Source organism: Marinobacter albus (assembly GCF_030238305.1).
Lineage (GTDB): Bacteria > Pseudomonadota > Gammaproteobacteria > Pseudomonadales > Oleiphilaceae > Marinobacter > Marinobacter albus.
Genome location: NZ_JASSQD010000001.1, coordinates 1557607 through 1573375 on the forward strand (window position 1 = coordinate 1557607; position 15769 = coordinate 1573375).

Here is a 15769-nt window from a genome sequence, read left to right on the forward strand (position 1 = left end):
TCATGGCAGATGCATCAGCCAAACAGGTTCTCTTCGAACCAATTTTTAGTAACAACCCCATTGCCTTGCAGATCCTCGGGATCTGTTCGGCGCTGGCCGTCACCACCAGCATGAACGTGACCATCGTCATGTGTCTTGCGGTTATTTCCGTAACGGCGTTCTCCAACCTGGCGGTGTCCCTGGTGCGGTCCCAGATTCCGGGCAGCATCCGGATCATCGTCCAGATGACGATCATCGCGTCGCTGGTGATTGTGGTTGATCAGATCCTTAAGGCCTACGCTTACGAGATCAGTAAGCAGTTGTCGGTCTTCGTTGGCCTGATCATTACCAACTGTATCGTTATGGGGCGGGCCGAAGGCTTTGCGATGAAGAATGGTCCATGGCTGAGCTTCCTCGACGGTATCGGTAACGGTCTGGGTTACTCCGTTCTTCTTCTGTTCGTGGCGTTCTTCCGGGAACTGCTGGGTGCCGGCTCTCTGTTTGGTGTGTCCCTGATGCCGACCGTAAACGAGGGTGGCTGGTACATTCCGAACGGTCTGCTGCTGCTCCCGCCGAGCGCGTTCTTCATCATTGGCCTGGCGATCTGGGGGCTTCGCACCTGGAAGCCGGAGCAGGTTGAAGACGCGGATTACAAGATGTCTCGCCACACCGCCAAGGAGGCCTTCTGATGGAACACTATATCAGTTTGATCGTTAAGGCCGTTTTCGTAGAGAACATGGCACTGGCCTTCTTCCTGGGGATGTGTACCTTCCTGGCGATCTCCAAGAAAATCGAGGCTGCTACCGGTCTCGGCATAGCCGTTGTGGTCGTGCTGACCGTCACCGTGCCGGTGAACAACCTGCTGTATAACAGCATCCTGCGTGAGGGCGCGCTGGATTGGGCTGGTCTGCCGAACGTTGATCTGAGCTTTCTCGGCTTGCTGACGTACATTGGTGTAATCGCGGCCATTGTCCAGATCATGGAAATGGTTCTGGACAAGTATATCCCGGCTCTCTACGCCGCCCTGGGTGTGTTCCTGCCCCTGATCACCGTGAACTGCGCCATTCTGGGTGCGTCACTGTTCATGGTCGAGCGGGACTATACCTTCGGCGAAAGCCTGGTGTACGGCTTTGGCGCCGGCCTGGGCTGGGCGCTGGCCATCATTGCGCTGGCCGGTATCCGCGAGAAGTTGAAGTACAGCGATGTTCCGGAAGGTCTTCGTGGCCTGGGTATCACCTTCATTACCGTAGGTCTGATGTCCCTGGGCTTCATGTCCTTTTCCGGCATCTCTCTGTAACTCACCCGGTGATTCGGTTTAACGAAAAGGCGAGACCATGAATACAGAAATTATTCTCGGCGTGGTCATGTTCACCGTTATCGTTCTGGCGCTGGTCGCAGTAATTCTTGCGGCCCGCTCCAGGCTGGTAAGCACCGGTGATGTGACTATTGAGATCAATGACGATCCCGAACACACCATGAAGACCGGTGCGGGCGGGAAACTGCTGGGTACCCTGGCCAACCAGGGCATCTTCCTGTCCTCAGCGTGTGGCGGCGGTGGTACCTGCGCCCAGTGCAAGTGTAAGGTTCTAGAGGGTGGCGGTGCGATGCTGCCTACGGAAAAGACGCACTTCACCAATCGCGAAGAAAAGGAAGGCTGGCGCCTGTCCTGCCAGGTTCCTGTAAAGCAGGACATGAAAATCGAGGTTCCTGAAGAGTTCTTCGGCGTCAAGAAGTGGGAATGCGAGGTTATCTCGAACCACAACGTGGCCACCTTCATCAAGGAGCTGGTGCTCAAGCTGCCTGAGGGCGAGGAAGTTGATTTCCGTGCTGGCGGCTACGTACAGCTTGAATGTCCTCCTTACGATATCAGCTTCAAGGATTTCGATATCGAAGAAGAGTTCCACGAGGATTGGGACAAGCACGACATCTGGCGCTACCGGGGTGTGAACAAGGAGGAGACCATTCGGGCTTACTCCATGGCGAACTATCCGGAAGAGAAAGGCGTACTCAAGTTTAATATCCGTATTGCCACGCCGCCTCCCGGTACTGATCATCCCCCCGGAATCATGTCGACCTACGTCTTCAACATGAAGCCGGGTGACAAGGTGACGGTGATGGGGCCGTTCGGTGAGTTCTTCGCCAAGAAGACCGACGCCGAGATGGTGTTCATCGGCGGTGGTGCCGGCATGGCACCCATGCGGTCGCACATCTTCGACCAGCTGAAGCGCCTGAATTCCAAGCGCAAGATCAGCTTCTGGTACGGTGCACGGAGCGTCCGCGAGATGTTCTACGTGGAAGACTTCGACATGCTCCAGGAAGAGAATGACAACTTCGAGTGGCATGTGGCGCTTTCGGACGCGCTTCCGGAAGACAACTGGGAAGGCCCGACTGGCTTCATCCACAACGTGCTTTACGAGAAGTACCTGAAGGACCACCCGGCTCCGGAAGACTGTGAGTTCTACATGTGCGGTCCCCCAATCATGAACGCATCCGTGATCAAGATGCTGAAAGATCTGGGTGTTGAAGACGAAAACATCATGCTGGATGACTTCGGGGGTTAATCAGCTCAGATGACATCCTGCATGCTTCGACCCGTCAGGGTAGCCCTGGCCAGCATTGTATTGGTGCTGGCCGCGGCCGCTCTGGCGGGTTGTTCGTTTGAGCCCGAAGAAAAGGTCTGGGAAATCTCCGGCCCGATATTTGGCACAAGTTATCACATCAATGTCTTATTGACCGAAGACCAGTCGCGGTTGGAGACTCTGGCAGCAGGGATCGAGACCGAGCTGGAGAAGGTTGATGCCTCCATGTCTACGTGGCGGGCGGATTCCGAGCTGTCGAAGTTCAATAGTGTGGACGACCAATCGACGTGGATTCCAATATCGGAGCCACTGCTTGAGGTCCTGAAGCGCGCTGACGAAGTGTCAGCGCTGACCGACGGAGCCTTCGATGTTACCGTCGGTCCGGTGGTGAATCTGTGGGGGTTTGGCCCGGAGGCGCGCCCCGAGCATGTGCCGTCCGATCAGGAACTGGAAGCCGTCCTGGCCGCGACTGGTCACGATAAGCTTGAGTTGAGGGAGTCGCCGCCGGCGGTACGAACCTCGGTACCCCAGTACATCGATTTGTCGGCTATTGCCAAAGGCTACGGGGTTGACGTCGTTTCCCGTTACCTCGACAGTGAAGGCATCGAAGCGTATCTGGTGGAAATTGGCGGTGAAGTCCGGGTTCGCGGACGTAAACCGGGCGGTGACGCCTGGCGCCTGGCGATAGAGCAGCCGATGTCGGAAGGGAGGCAGGTGAACCGCGTTATCGCGCTGGAGAACCGCGCCATGGCAACGTCTGGTGACTATCGTAACTATTACGAATCGGATGGTCGGCGTTATTCCCATACAATAGACCCGAAAACGGGTAAGCCGATAGCCCATAATCTGGCGTCGGTTACGGTAATCGCTGATAACTGCATGACAGCCGACGCCTTGGCGACCGGCTTTAACGTGATGGGTTACGAGCGGGCGGAAGCGCTTGCCACCAGGGAGAACATCCCGGCCTATTTCATCATTCGGACGGAAGACGGCTTTGAAACGCATCAGACGCCGGCGTTTTCGTCATTTGTTACTCAGTAAAGGGAGGGCAACATGGGTACCTTTCTTCTTGTTTTGTTTATCGTGGTCCTGCTGGTTGCGGCCATGTCCATCGGTGTGATTTTGGGTCGTAAACCGATCAGCGGTACCTGCGGCGGGATTGGAGCGCTGGGTATCAGTCAGTCCTGCGACATCTGCGGTGGCAACACCCAGAAATGCGAGGAGGAGAATCAGCGTGGCGCCAGCGAGGGCAAAACTGCTGACAGCCTTGCTTACGACGCCAGCGAGACCGGCAAGCACTGATACACGTTCAATAACTAAAAAATACCTTTCCACGACGTAGATAAGGAGTCACTGCGCGCATGGCAGAACATCATTACGACGTCGTCGTTATCGGCGCTGGGCCTTCCGGTGAAGGTGCGGCGATGAATGCGACGAAACACGGTAAACGTGTCGCTATCATCGAAGACAAGCCCACCGTCGGCGGTAACTGCACCCATTGGGGCACCATTCCTTCCAAGGCCCTGCGCCACTCGGTCAAGCAGATCATCACATTCAATACCAATCAGATGTTCCGCGATATCGGAGAGCCTCGCTGGTTCTCGTTCCCACGGGTACTTCAGAACGCCCAGAAGGTGATCGGAAAGCAGGTAAAGCTGAGAACCCAGTTTTACTCGCGGAACCGGGTAGATCTGATCAACGGTCGTGCCTCATTTCTCGATAGTCACCGGCTGGAAATCCGGGGCAACAAATCGGTTGAGACCCTGCATTTCAAGCAGGCGATCATTGCAACCGGCTCCCGCCCGTATCTGCCGCCTGACGTTGATTTCCGCCACCACCGGATTTACAACTCCGATACCATCCTGAACCTGTCCCACACACCACGGACGCTGATTATTTACGGTGCCGGTGTTATCGGATCGGAGTATGCCTCAATATTTGCCGGCCTGGGGGTCAAGGTTGATCTGATCAACCCGGGAAGCCGGTTGTTGTCCTTCCTGGATGATGAAATCTCCGATGCGCTCAGCTACCACCTGCGAAATAACGGTGTGCTCGTGCGGCACAACGAGCAGTACGAGAAGGTGGACGGCGATGATCACGGCGTCGTTCTGTCCCTGCAGTCGGGCAAGAAAATCAGGGCAGATGCCTTCCTCTGGTGTAATGGCCGCAGCGGCAACACCGAATCGCTCGGGCTCGACAACATTGGTCTGGTGCCAAATGGCCGTGGGCAATTGGCCGTGGATGAGCATTACCGGACCGAAGTGGAGAATGTCTACGCGGCGGGTGATGTGATCGGCTGGCCGAGCCTGGCCAGCGCCGCCTACGACCAGGGGCGGTCTGCGTCCTCAGACATCGTAAAGGACGAATATTTCCGGTTTGTCTCGGACGTACCCACCGGTATCTACACGATCCCGGAGATCAGTTCCGTTGGTAAAACCGAGCGTGAGTTGACCGAGGCCAAGGTTCCCTACGAAGTCGGCCAGGCCTTTTTCAAGGACCTGGCGCGGGCTCAGATCACCGGGGAAGCTGTCGGCATGCTGAAAATTCTGTTCCACCGTGAGAGCCGTGAAATCCTGGGCATCCACTGTTTCGGGGACCAGGCAGCAGAGATCGTTCACATCGGCCAGGCCATCATGAACCAGAAAGGGGATGCCAATTCCCTGAACTACTTCATCAATACTACGTTCAACTATCCGACTATGGCAGAAGCCTATCGGGTCGCGGCGCTGAACGGCCTGAACCGGATCTTCTGATCCGGGGTCAGCCTGCGGAGAGCGCTTCGCCGCCCGATAGGTTGTCTGCTTTAGAGGAGGGCAGGGATAGCAGCGCCCTGGCGCGGTTATCAAAGAATATCCGGGTGCTGGTCGGATAATCGGTGATGATACTGTCCACGCCCATCTCCTCCAGTTGCAGCATGTCGTGGATCCGGTTGACCGTCCAGGTAGAGACGTGCAGCTCCTTGCGGTGTGCATTTGCCACCAGTTCCTTCGAGCACAGCTTCCAGTTCAGGCACAGGTAGTCACAGCCGAGTCTCGTGGCGATATTCAGCGGCCGAGGGAACTTGCGCTCGGCCACCAGCCCGATCCGGATGCGCTTGTTCCGGCGCCGGATCTGCTTCAGGAACCAGGTGTCTGAAGAGGTTATGGCGGCCGTCTCGTAGAGGTCCCGGCGCTGGATGATCTCGGTGACACGGTTGCACAGGATATTCAGGCGGTGCCGGCTATCTTTTTTGACCTCGAGCTGGAGGTGCTGCAGATCATCGAACTGATCCAGCAGATCCTCGAGGGTGGGGATTCCGATCTTCCGGGGCCAGGAGCTGGTGTTGCGCCGGGCGTCCATATCCGCCAGCTCAGCAGCGGTGTAGCTGCTGACATCGCCTTTCTGGCCGGTAGTGCGGTCCACCGACAGATCGTGCACCAGCACCGGTTTACCATCTTTTGACAGGACCAGGTCCAGCTCAAAGTGGCGAATTCCGTGCCGGTAGGCATGGACGAAACCGGGCAGGGTATTTTCCGGAGCTTCTCCCTTGGCTCCTCTGTGTCCGTACACAATCATTCTGTGGCTTCACCTTTAAGGCGTTGGTAAATGGCTTGTCGTTTCTTCCAGGTGTCGTGGCAGAGCCGGATGTCCTCTAGGTAGGCGGGCAACTCGTTCATCAGAAGGGCCTGGGGTCCGTCTACCAGGGCTTTCTCGGGTTTGGGGTGGAAGTCCACCAGAACCATATTGGCCCCCGCAATGACTCCCTGCGCGGTGGCATGCATGACATCCAGCACGCCGTCCGGTGATTTCTCCCGACTGCCCACTGAGTGGGACGGATCAACGCACACTGGCATCCGGGTCAAGCGTTTCACTGCTGGCACATGGGCGAAGTCGACCATGTTCCGGTGGGGCTGGCCGGCTTCGGTTTTCATCCCCCTCAGGCAGAAAATGACGTTGGCGTTGCCTTCGCTTGCCAGGTATTCGGCGGCATTCAGGGATTCGTTCAGGGTAATCCCGAACCCACGCTTGAGCAGGACCGGGTAGGTGCTCTGGCGGCCGATTGCCTTGAGAAGTTCAAAATTCTGGGTGTTTCGCGTGCCAACCTGCAGCATGACTCCGGTCGGACGTCCGAGCTTTTCGAGGCAGGTATCGATTTCCTCAATATGGCTCTCATGGGTGATCTCCATGGCGACCACCTTGATGCCATGCTTGCCCGCTTTCTCGAAAACCCAGGGCAGGCAGCCTTTTCCGTGCCCCTGGAACGAGTAAGGATTGGTACGAGGCTTGTAGGCCCCCATCCGGGTACAGACTTCGCCATTGTCCTCCAAAGCCTGCATCATCATTTCCACATGCTCCGGAACATCGACTGCACACAGACCCGCAAACACGTTCAGGTTGGACTGACTGAACTCGACGCCATTGTAGGTAAAGCCGCTTTGGCGGCGATCATCCCGGTGGCGTCCGAGTATGCGGTAGTCATCGGAAATCCGGATCGCACGTTCGACGGCGGGCAGGGCCTCTATTTCTTCCTTGTCGAGGGATTTGGTATCCCCCAGCAGGTAGATCTCGGTCAGGCGCTGGCTGGCGCCCTGGATTTCATGGACCCGAACAGACACCCCCGGCAGGTTTTCCAGATAGTGCATGGTCTGGCGATAGGCATCGTCGTCCAGCGAGGTGTTGGGGTGAAGAATGGCTAACATGCTTTCTCCTTGTCTTAACCGGAACTCTCCGCCCGGTGCCGCGCCTGCATGTACTCCCGGTGATTAAGATGCAGCAGGTCTGCCATGCGGCGTATCAGGTGTTCTTCGTACTTGTCGATGCGGCCGTCCGCAAACGCCACCCGCCAGATACTCTCGAGCAGCACCTGCTTGGCATGCTGATTCAGGTGCTCATTGATCTGGCCGGTGAACTCGTACATGGAGGTCGCGTCTTCGGCATGGTCGAGGGCATCCTCAAGGATCGCCTCTGCCTCCTCCCGAGTTACCTGGTGCGCCTTTACTGCGCAGTCCACGATGGTCTGCAGTTCCCGCTCGTCCTCATTCTGGTCGATCCGGGAAAGCTGCACCATCAGCGCCGTGGCTGCAACCGCGAGCTGATGCGGGTCAGGTTCGGATGCTCCCGTCTCCGGGCCGGCAAACAACTTTTTCAGATGCTCTATCATGATGGGACAGCAAGGCTCCGTTCACATTGAATTCAGGCCGCTTTGGCCAACTGCCGGACGCGGTGTTCCAGTTCAATTTGGTCGGCGGTGAAGCGCCGGATACCGTCCGCGAGCTTCTCGGTTGCCATCGCGTCTTCGTTGGATTCCCAGCGGAACAGGCGCTCGTTGATGATGCCGGGCCGGTCCGGTGAGCTGGCACCCTCAGCCGACAGTTTGCGAGTCAGGTTGGTATTGTCGTCCTGCAGTTCCTGCAGGAGAGTCGGGCTGATCGTCAATCGATCACACCCTGCAAGCATTTCGATTTCGCCGATGTTGCGGAAACTCGCTCCCATGACCACTGTGCCGTAACCGTTGGCCTTGTAGTAATCGTAGATCCGAGAGACTGAAAGGACGCCCGGGTCTTCGGCAGCGGGGAAGCTGTCACGGCCGCTGTTGGCCAGGTGCCAATCCAGTATCCGGCCAACAAATGGCGAGATCAGGAAGGCGCCGGCCTGGGCGCAGGCAGCCGCCTGGATGAAGGAAAACAGCAGGGTCAGGTTACAGCGAATGCCTTCCTTTTCCAGTTGCTCGGCGGCACGAATACCTTCCCAGGTGGAAGCGATCTTGATCAGCACCCGGCTGGTATCGACGCCCTGCCTGTCGTAGAGGTCAACCAGACGGCGGGCCCGCTCCAGCGTGCCGGCCGTGTCGAAGGACAGCCGTGCGTCTACTTCGGTGGAGACCACGCCCGGAATCAGATTCAGGATCTCCCGTCCGGCCAGTACTGCCAGCGTATCGGTAGCGACGGTGAGCTGTTCGGCGTCGGAGCCGCCATGACGACGGGCTTCCGTAACTGCCTTGTCCAGCATGGGCCTGTAGGCATCGGATGCGGCCGCTTTCAGCAGCAAAGAAGGGTTGGTGGTGGCATCTTCCGGCCGCCACTTGGCAATGGCGTCGAGGTCGCCGGTATCGGCCACCACGGTAGTCATTGTCTTCAGTTGTTCAAGCTTGTTCGTCATTCGTCCTGTCGTCCCGGCTGATCTGTTATTGATGCATCCGACTCCCGGATGCTGGCTCTATGCCTACAATAACGGGCCGCTCTGACAGGAACAAGACAACAAAAGGTCTGGGGTTGATTAAGCTTCGGCAATGGCAGAGCGTTCCGGTTCCCTGACCTTCTCGAGCGCTGTCTGTATGACTTCCAGTCCGGCCCCGGGTTTGTGGGCATTTTCGCTGATGTAGCGCCGGAACTGACGGCCTCCGGGCACACCGTGGAACAGACCGAGCAGGTGGCGTGACATATGGGTGAGAAATACGCCGCGCTCAAGTTCACTCTCGATAAAGGGATACATGGCCCTGAGCGCCTCATGGCGAGAACGGCTTGGCGCGGCATCACCAAAGAACTCCGCGTCAACGCCCGCCAGTAGCCAGGGGTTGTGATAGGCCTCCCGGCCCAGCATCACGCCGTCAGTACGTTCAAGGTGCTCGTGACACTCGTCAAAGGTCTTGATGCCCCCGTTGATAATGATTTCGAGCTCCGGGTACGTTTCTTTCAGGCGGTAGACCCAGTCGTACTTGAGCGGTGGGATATCGCGATTCTCCTTGGGGCTCAGGCCTTCAAGGATCGCAATCCGGGCATGAACGATGAAAGTCCGGCAGCCTGCTGCCGCGACTTTTTCAATGAACTCGCAAAGGTCATCCCAGGATTCCCGGCCGTCAATACCGATGCGATGCTTGACCGTTACCGGAAGGCTGGTTGCTTCGATCATCGCACTCACGCCCTCGGCCACCTTGTCAGGGTGGCCCATCAGACATGCGCCAATCATGTTGTTCTGCACCCGGTCGCTGGGGCAGCCGACGTTCAAGTTTACCTCGTTAAATCCAAACTGCTCGGCCAGTTTCGCACAATGAGCGAGTTCGCCGGCATTGCTGCCACCCAGTTGCAGTGCCAATGGGTATTCCGCCGGATCGTGACGCAGGAACCGTTCGGTGTCGCCGTGGATCAGGGCGCCGGTAGTCACCATTTCCGTGTAGAGCAGGGTGTTGCGGCTCAGCAAGCGGGCCAGATACCGGTAATGACTTGTGGTCCAATCCATCATCGGGGCCACGCAGAAGCGGCGTGAGGGGCCGGAATTGTGAATAGCGCCGTCCAGTGATGGCGTTGCTGACATGTTGGTAACCTGTTTTCAGCTGATAAACAATATCTTGGGGGTTATTACGGTGATAATGCCTGTGTAGTTTAACAGGCTTGACCGACAGATTTCCGTAGGGCTTTGGCGAAACTGCCAGCTCTTGATCTTTATGAATCCCCGTTATGGTTCCCTCAACTACTATGAAGACGTATTTTCATAAGGGGCGAATCAAAATCGAGACAACCATGAATAACAATTGGCTTATCGGTGTTGACTTGGGTGGCACCAAAACCGAGGTCATCTTGATGGACCGGCAGAGTAAGGAACATTTCAGGAACCGCGTCCCCACCCCCGCAGATGATTACTCCGCTACTCTCGAAACCATACGCGTGCTGGTGCAGGAAGCCGAAGCCCAGGCAGGCTCAACCGCAATCCCCGTAGGCATGGGCATACCTGGCAGCGTTTCCGGTATTACCGGCTGCATAAAGAACAGCAACTCCACCTGGTTAAACGGTCAACCGATGCAGGAGCACCTCTGCAACCTATTGCAGCGGCCCGTCACCCTCACCAACGACGCCAACTGCCTGGCTCTCTCAGAGGCCACTGACGGAGCAGGGAAGAGCCACCACACCGTATTTGCAGCCATACTGGGAACGGGCTGTGGGGCAGGCATCAGCGTGAACGGCCAGATACTCACTGGCCCCAACGGCGTAGCCGGGGAGTGGGGGCATAACCCACTGGCCTGGACCTCACAGGCTGAACTGGAACAACGCCCATGCTTCTGCGGTCGCCGTGGCTGCAACGAAACCTTCGTCTCCGGAACGGGGCTATCGCTCACCCACCGACTGATCACCGGAAAACACCAGCCCGCCCGAAACCTCGTCGATCAGGCTCACAACGGGGACCATCAAGCCTGCGAAACAATGAACCAGTACCTGGAACACCTGGCTCGCGGCCTGGCGGCTGTGATCAATGTGTTGGACCCGGGCATTATTGTGCTGGGTGGGGGGATGAGTAACGCCGAGCCAATATACGAGGACTTGCCAGGTCGACTGTCTAAATATGTGTTCGGTGGCGAGTGCACAACCCCTATCAAGCGGGCGGTTCATGGGGATTCCAGTGGAGTTCGGGGAGCCGCTTGGTTGGGAGGGGAAAACCTTAGCTAAGTCTGGGAGACCTCCCTGAGCAACTTTGATCAATAACAAAAAAGGAAAAGTAACCTTGACCAAGTCCATTTTCATTACCGGAGCAGGTGCCGGAATCGGCCGGGAAACCGCACGTCTGTTCGCTTCAAAAGGCTGGTTTGTTGGCGCAGGGGATCTCGATCAACCGGCGCTTAACGACCTTCAGGCTGAACTGGGTGAGAGTGTATGCTCCATTCATGTTATGGATGTAACCGATGAAAAGGATGTCATTGGCGCCCTGTCGAAATTCGCAGATTGCACCGGTGGCACCATTGACGCGTTGCACAATAACGCGGGTATCTTAAGAGTTGGCCGCTTTGAATGCATTGATATCGCGGATCACAGGGCGGTGATTGAGATCAATGTGATTGGCCTGATGAATGTTTTGCAGGCAGCCTTCCCCTATTTGAAAGCCACGCCGGGTTCAGTGGTCGTTAATATGAGTTCGGCCTCGGCGGCTTATGGGACACCGGATTTCGCCTCATACTCGGCCAGTAAGCACGCCGTACGCGCCCTCACCGAGGCACTGGATATCGAATGGGAAGCGCATGGAATCCGGGTCTGCGATATTATGCCGCCGTTTGTCAAAACCGGTATGGTCGAAGCCAACGCCGGTGCGTCGCAGCTCTTCAGCAGCCTCGGCATCAACCTCAAGCCCGAGGACGTTGCCAGAGAGGTGTGGGAGCAGGTGCGTTCCCCGCGCCTGCATCGGCCCGTCTCGGCCCAATTCAAGGCACTCTGGCCGGTCGCGCGCTCGGCTCCGGCCTCGGTTACACGGGCGGTCCTGAAGAAGCTGCGTCAGGGCTGATGCTTCCGGTTTGTTTATGGGACGGGTGGCTGTCCATTTGTTATGCTGCATAGCTTGCTAATCACGGGGCGGCGCGAGCGTGGCTCCTGACTGCCTAGGAGTTCGCATTCATGCCGGTAATGGTTCAGGCGCTTGTTCCGGTTTTCGTCCTGATTTTGCTTGGCCACCTGTTTCGGCGCTGGGACTTTCCTGGCGGTGATTTCTGGCCCCGTGCAGAGCGCTTTACCTACTACGTTCTATTTCCTGCCATGCTGGTGTTCAAGCTGGGGCAGGCGCGGTTGCCGGCCTCCGCATACACCGACATTGCGCTCCTGATCTGCGCCATGCTGGTGGCCATGACGCTGGCGCTGAGCATTGCCCAGTGGTTCTGGAAATGGAGTGGGCCGGTGTTTTCCTCGGTTTTCCAGGGTGCTATCCGGTTCAATTCCTACGTTGGCCTTGCCGCCGGTGGCATGTTGCTGGGAGATGAGGGCCTGTCCCTCGCTGCCATTGCCGTCGCCATTATGGTGCCGTTGCTCAACCTCCTTTGCATCCTGATGTTTTCCTTGGTTGCCAGTCAGGATCGGGCCCGGTTCGGGCCGGTGATGAAGGCCATTGTCACCAATCCGCTAATTGTCGGATCGGTGATCGGTGTGGTCTGGAGCTTTTTCGAAATCGGATTCCACCCCCTGGTGGCGGGCATCCTGGCACCGCTCAGCAACCTGGCTCTGCCCATGGGGTTGATGACGGTGGGGGCAGGGTTGCAGATGAAGGCGCTCCGGGGGGCGTCGATGCCGTTCCTGGTGTCATCTGTTCTCAAGCTGTTCGCCTTTCCCCTGATGGCGGCGGGACTGGCCCTGATGCTGGGGCTGGACGGGTTGCTGGTGCAGGTGGTTATCTTGCTGGCGACGCTGCCCACCGCCACTTCAGCCTACATTCTGGCAAGGCAACTGGGTGGTGATGCGCCCCTGATGGCGGGCATCATCAGCGGCCAGACGCTGTTCGCCATGGCGTCCATTCCGCTAATGCTCGGTATTCTCTGGTAAACACTTCAACACGGCGTCGGCAATGCTGAGCTGGAAGTCCTGGTAACCCTTCGCGCTGACTTGAATGTCAGTCGCCAAGGGGTCCCAGGTGCTGAAGGTCACATCCAGGCCCCGCGTGATGGACGTCCACCACTGTTGGTTAAACTGCGGCTCGGTCAGCAGGCACGGATGCGTTGCTTCACGCAATTTGGTCTGAACCTGCGCCACGTGTCGGGCGCCGGGTGACAGCTCCGGATTGAGAGTGAGTACGTCGGCAAGCGGCAGTTCGTAGTGCTCGGCAAAGCGGGTGAATGCACTGTGGTAGGCGAACAGGCTGAGGTCATGTGCCGGTGCCAGCTTTTCCCGGATGGTGGCTTCCGTCTCGGCCAGACTCGCTTCGAAACGAGCCAGGTTTTTGTCCAGAATCTCCTGGTTAGCGCCGTCGAGCCCGGCAAGGGCCTGGTGGATCTGTTTCGCCATGTCCAGCGCCAGCATGGGGTCGAGCCAGATATGTGGGTCCTCACCGTCACCATGCTCGTGGGCATGGGTCTCTCCGGCTTGATCGTCCCCGTGCTCGTCGTGCCCGGCACTTTCTTTGGCATGAGCGTCATCCGCGGTCGTGAGGGCAACGGTGCGGTCCCGGAATTCGTCGCCATTCAGTATGCGGCTCAGAAAGCTTTCGACATCTGGTCCGACCCAGAAGATCACATCGGCATTTTCCAAAGCCCGGCGCTGGGAGGGTCGCATGCTGTAGGTATGGGGGCTGGAGCCGGCCTGAACCAGGGTGCTGGTGGTGACATCGTCCCCCGCAATTGCGTGGACCAGAAGCTCCACTGGTTTGATCGAGGTGACAACTTCAGTCGCGCTGATCCCGCCAGACAAGGTGAGTAGCAGGCCCGCGGCAAGGGTATTGAGCGCTTTGGTGTGGATTCGGAGCATGGCCGGAAGATCCTGTAGCAATAAAATAGAATGTTATAATGTTACATTAAAAGAAAGTGTGGTCCAACAGCTGCGTTGGTGTTGCCTGGTTTGGTTGTCGATACTGGGGAGTTATGCGAAATCCGGAGTGGGTCGGTATAATGCCGGGTTTATTAACGGCCACCGACATTTCAGGAAGGTTTCATGACAGTACGTACCCGAATTGCTCCATCACCCACCGGTGATCCTCACGTTGGTACCGCCTACGTGGCCCTGTTCAATCTCTGCTTTGCACGTCAGCACGGCGGTCAGTTCATCCTGCGTATCGAAGACACCGACCAGGCTCGCAGCACTGCCGAATCCGAGCGTGACATCCTTCAGGCACTGCGCTGGTTGGGGCTGAACTGGGACGAGGGCCCCGACGTCGGTGGTACCCATGGTCCGTATCGTCAGTCCGAGCGCAAGGACTCGTACAAGCAGTATGCGGAAGACCTGGTAACGGCAGGCCATGCCTTCTACTGCTTCCGCACGCCGGAAGAGCTGGAAGCCATTCGGGAAGAGCGCAAGGCTCAGGGTCTGAACCCTGGCATCAAGGGGGATCTGGAGTTGCCGGAAGAGGAGGTGAAGCGTCGCCTGGACGCGGGTGAAGCACACGTGATCCGGATGAAGGTTCCAGACGAGGGAATTTGTGAAATCCAGGACATGCTGCGCGGCACCATTGAAATCGACTGGGCGCAGGTCGATTGCCAGATCCTCCTGAAATCGGATGGCATGCCCACCTATCACCTCGCCAACGTGGTAGACGATCACAGAATGGGCATTACCCACGTGCTGCGTGGTGAGGAGTGGATCAACTCCGCCCCCAAGCACAAGCTGCTGTACCAGTACTTTGGCTGGGATATGCCGGAACTCTGCCATCTGCCGCTGCTGCGTAATCCGGACAAGAGCAAGCTGTCCAAGCGCAAGAATCCGACCAGTATCAATTTTTACGAGCGCATGGGATTCCTGCCGGAAGCTGTGACCAACTACCTCGGCCGCATGGGCTGGTCGATGCCGGATGAGCGCGAGAAATTCACGCTGGACGAAATGATTGAGAACTTCGATATCCAGCGCGTTTCCCTGGGCGGTCCGGTGTTCGACGTGGAGAAGCTGCGCTGGCTCAACGGCCAGTGGTTGCGTGACGAACTCACCGAAGAGCAGTTTATGGAGCGTATGCGCCAGTGGTGGTTCAACGAGGACGCCTTGAAAGCGCTGGTGCCGCACATCAAGGGCAGGGCAGAGGTATTCTCTGATGTTGCTCCGATGGCCAACTTCATGTTCTCCGGCATGCTGGATTTGAGCCCGGACGATTTTGCCCACAACAAGCTGGACGAGACGCAGATCAAGCGGGTCCTGCAGTTCACTCTGTGGAAGCTGGAAGCTCAGCGGCACTGGAGCAAGGAAAACATCTTCGCGGACATTAAATCCCTTGCCAAGGCCATGGAGCTGAAGATGGGGGACTTCATGTTCTCGATCTTCGTTGCCGTTGCCGGCACCCCGAATTCCTGGTCAGTTATGGACTCCATGGATCTGCTGGGTCCCGACATGACCCGTTCCCGTTTGCGCCATGCCCTGGAAGTGCTGGGTGGGTTTTCGAAGAAAGAGACCAAGAGGGTGGAGAAAGAGTACGCCGCATTGGGTGCTTAATAACCGCTTTGGCGAAGAAATGAACGGCTTGAGCAGGGATGTTCAGAAAACTTGAAAAAAGTGCGGTTCAGAGGTTGACGCCCATAGGGCGGATCCTTAATATACGCAGCCGTTGAGGGGCCATAGCTCAGCTGGGAGAGCGCAACACTGGCAGTGTTGAGGTCGGCGGTTCGATCCCGCCTGGCTCCACCAATTTCTAGTCCCCTTCGTCTAGTGGCCTAGGACTCCGCCCTTTCACGGCGGCAACAGGGGTTCGAACCCCCTAGGGGACGCCAATTCGGCTTGACGGTTTAGTCCACCGGATAGCCATCAAAAAAACCGCCTTCGGGCGGTTTTTTTGTGTCTGAAGAAAACACAGGC

16 protein-coding genes and 2 tRNA genes are annotated in these 15769 nt (G+C 57.4%); 12 read left to right on the forward strand and 6 right to left on the reverse strand.

Going from position 1 to position 15769, the window contains the following annotated elements:
- The first annotated feature begins 2 nt into the window (after positions 1-2).
- The 6 genes from QQF73_RS07305 to sthA are packed head-to-tail and all read left to right on the forward strand — an operon-like array spanning position 3 to position 5311.
- Positions 3-668 (forward strand): NADH:ubiquinone reductase (Na(+)-transporting) subunit D, encoded by a 666-nt coding sequence (locus tag QQF73_RS07305; protein ID WP_219866137.1) that lies wholly within the window; start codon positions 3-5, stop codon positions 666-668.
- Positions 668-1276, forward strand: coding sequence for an NADH:ubiquinone reductase (Na(+)-transporting) subunit E (nqrE, locus tag QQF73_RS07310; protein WP_219866136.1), 609 nt, complete (start codon positions 668-670; stop codon positions 1274-1276). Before QQF73_RS07305 ends, nqrE begins: the two co-directional genes overlap by 1 nt.
- 37 nt (positions 1277-1313) lie before the next feature.
- Positions 1314-2540 (forward strand): NADH:ubiquinone reductase (Na(+)-transporting) subunit F, encoded by a 1227-nt coding sequence (gene nqrF, locus QQF73_RS07315; RefSeq protein WP_218634827.1) that lies wholly within the window; start codon positions 1314-1316, stop codon positions 2538-2540.
- Positions 2541-2549: 9 nt separating this feature from the next.
- A complete protein-coding gene (locus QQF73_RS07320; protein WP_285367766.1) occupies positions 2550-3599 on the forward strand; it encodes an FAD:protein FMN transferase in 1050 nt (349 codons plus the stop codon).
- Positions 3600-3611: 12 nt separating this feature from the next.
- Positions 3612-3860 (forward strand): (Na+)-NQR maturation NqrM, encoded by a 249-nt coding sequence (gene nqrM / locus QQF73_RS07325; RefSeq protein ID WP_219866134.1) that lies wholly within the window; start codon positions 3612-3614, stop codon positions 3858-3860.
- A 59-nt stretch (positions 3861-3919) separates the two neighbouring features.
- Positions 3920-5311: a Si-specific NAD(P)(+) transhydrogenase gene (sthA, locus tag QQF73_RS07330; protein ID WP_219866133.1), complete on the forward strand. Its 1392-nt coding sequence runs from the start codon at positions 3920-3922 to the stop codon at positions 5309-5311.
- A 7-nt stretch (positions 5312-5318) separates the two neighbouring features.
- Here the strand turns inward: sthA and QQF73_RS07335 are convergent, their stop codons facing one another.
- The 5 genes from QQF73_RS07335 to dusA form a co-directional block, all read right to left on the reverse strand.
- Complete coding sequence (locus tag QQF73_RS07335; protein ID WP_219866132.1) at positions 5319-6113, reverse strand: glycerophosphodiester phosphodiesterase; 795 nt, start codon at positions 6111-6113, stop codon at positions 5319-5321.
- On the reverse strand, positions 6110-7237 hold the full coding sequence (locus tag QQF73_RS07340) for a 3-deoxy-7-phosphoheptulonate synthase (protein ID WP_219866131.1): 1128 nt from the start codon (positions 7235-7237) through the stop codon (positions 6110-6112). Before QQF73_RS07340 ends, QQF73_RS07335 begins: the two co-directional genes overlap by 4 nt.
- Positions 7238-7251: 14 nt before the next feature.
- Complete coding sequence (locus QQF73_RS07345; protein ID WP_285367767.1) at positions 7252-7698, reverse strand: tellurite resistance TerB family protein; 447 nt, start codon at positions 7696-7698, stop codon at positions 7252-7254.
- A 32-nt stretch (positions 7699-7730) separates the two neighbouring features.
- A complete protein-coding gene (gene tal / locus QQF73_RS07350; RefSeq protein ID WP_285367768.1) occupies positions 7731-8696 on the reverse strand; it encodes a transaldolase in 966 nt (321 codons plus the stop codon).
- Between the two features lie 117 nt (positions 8697-8813).
- Entirely contained in the window at positions 8814-9848 is a 1035-nt protein-coding gene (gene dusA, locus QQF73_RS07355; RefSeq protein ID WP_285367769.1) for a tRNA dihydrouridine(20/20a) synthase DusA, read from the reverse strand.
- 206 nt (positions 9849-10054) lie between these two features.
- Between dusA and QQF73_RS07360 the strand changes: the two genes are divergently transcribed.
- The 3 genes from QQF73_RS07360 to QQF73_RS07370 all read left to right on the forward strand — a co-directional run bounded on the left by QQF73_RS07360 (position 10055) and on the right by QQF73_RS07370 (position 12826).
- Entirely contained in the window at positions 10055-10975 is a 921-nt protein-coding gene (locus QQF73_RS07360) for an ROK family protein (protein WP_219866127.1), read from the forward strand.
- A gap of 55 nt (positions 10976-11030) precedes the next feature.
- On the forward strand, positions 11031-11801 hold the full coding sequence (locus tag QQF73_RS07365) for an SDR family oxidoreductase (RefSeq protein ID WP_219866126.1): 771 nt from the start codon (positions 11031-11033) through the stop codon (positions 11799-11801).
- Positions 11802-11911: 110 nt separating this feature from the next.
- Positions 11912-12826: an AEC family transporter gene (locus QQF73_RS07370; protein ID WP_285367770.1), complete on the forward strand. Its 915-nt coding sequence runs from the start codon at positions 11912-11914 to the stop codon at positions 12824-12826.
- On the opposite strand, the gene QQF73_RS07375 is transcribed toward QQF73_RS07370, so the two are convergent.
- The gene (locus tag QQF73_RS07375) at positions 12803-13744 is read right to left on the reverse strand and encodes a zinc ABC transporter substrate-binding protein (RefSeq protein ID WP_285367771.1); all 942 of its coding nucleotides are present in this window, start codon (positions 13742-13744) and stop codon (positions 12803-12805) included. The genes QQF73_RS07370 and QQF73_RS07375 overlap by 24 nt on opposite strands.
- Before the next feature lie 183 nt (positions 13745-13927).
- On the opposite strand from QQF73_RS07375, the gene gltX reads away from it, so the two are divergent.
- The 3 genes from gltX (at position 13928) to QQF73_RS07390 (ending at position 15684) form a co-directional block, all read left to right on the forward strand.
- Positions 13928-15409 carry a glutamate--tRNA ligase gene (gltX, locus tag QQF73_RS07380; RefSeq protein ID WP_219866123.1) on the forward strand — a complete coding sequence of 494 codons (1482 nt, stop codon included), beginning with the start codon at positions 13928-13930 and terminating at the stop codon, positions 15407-15409.
- Positions 15410-15525: 116 nt separating this feature from the next.
- Positions 15526-15601 (forward strand) — tRNA-Ala (locus QQF73_RS07385).
- 7 nt (positions 15602-15608) lie between these two features.
- A tRNA-Glu gene (locus QQF73_RS07390) sits at positions 15609-15684 on the forward strand.
- Positions 15685-15769 lie beyond the last annotated feature (85 nt).